Source organism: Methylobacterium sp. B1, from assembly GCF_000333255.1.
Lineage (GTDB): Bacteria > Pseudomonadota > Alphaproteobacteria > Rhizobiales > Beijerinckiaceae > Methylobacterium > Methylobacterium fujisawaense.
This window is the reverse complement of sequence record NZ_BACT01000776.1, coordinates 1-952: the sequence shown is the minus strand read 5'-3', so window position 1 is coordinate 952 and position 952 is coordinate 1. Positions and strand designations below refer to the sequence as shown.

Genomic DNA, 952 nt, shown 5'->3' with positions numbered 1-952 from the left:
AGCCGGCGAGCCGCCCGGTGGCGAGCCGCACGATCGGCTGCAGGAACAGCGCGAACTCGTCCTGGGCCAGGGCCCGCCGCAAGGCGCGCTCCTGCGCGAGGGCGGCGACCGTCGCGTCGAAATCGGCTCGGGCGGCCGGCGACAGCGCCGCCGGCCGGCTCCCCGCCACCGCCGGTCCGAGGCGCGGCAGGGTCTCCCGGAACCGGGCGATGAGCCCCTCGAGGCAGAGGCGCAGGATCGGATCGGCGCCGGCGAGCCGCTGGCGGATCTGCGCCGCCCCCACGGGCACGAGCACGCAGTCCTCCTCGGCGCGGACGCCGGCGGAGCGCGGGAGGGCGTCGAGGATGGCCATCTCGCCGAAGAGCTCGCCGGCCCCCCGCCGGCCGAGCACCGACTCGCCGCCGTCGCGCCGCCGGAAGATCGCGATGCGCCCGCTCAGGATCAGGTAGGCACAGTGCCCGATCGCCCCCTCCTCGAACAGGACGGCGCCGGCCGGGAGGGTGACGGGCTCGGAGAGATCCTGCATCGGCCGGGGCGCTGCGACGTCGACGGGGAAGGCCGGAGCGACCCCTGGCACAGCGATCTTAAGATCGGATCAAGGACCTGCCGGATCAGCCGCGCGGGATCCCGTGGGCCTTGATCCGCGAGGCGAGCGTCGTCGGGCGCAGGCCGAGCAGCTCGGCCGCGCCGCCCGGCCCGGAGACCCGGCCGCCCGCCAGGGACAGGGCGGCGACGATCTCGGCGCGATCCCGGGCCCGGCGCTCGGCCTCCGTGGCCGGCCGCCCGCCGGGCGCCGCGGCCGGTGCGGCCGGGTCCGTGGGCCCAGTCGCCTCGCCGTCGGGCGGATCGAGGCAGAGCCGGCCCCCGCGGAAAGGATCACCGCCCGCTCGATCACGTTCTCTATCTCGCGGACGTTGCCGGGCCAGGCATAGCGGCTGAGGCGGCCGAGATC

General features: G+C 77.0%; 1 protein-coding gene and 1 pseudogene. Both read right to left on the bottom strand.

The window, feature by feature from the left end:
• Nucleotides 1-577: cyclic nucleotide-binding domain-containing protein (locus I53_RS22500; RefSeq protein WP_251982407.1), on the bottom strand; the 577-nt coding region annotated here is incomplete at its 3' end.
• 34 nt (nt 578-611) lie between these two features.
• Nucleotides 612-952 (bottom strand): annotated as a pseudogene (locus I53_RS22495) (histidine kinase); the annotation flags it as partial.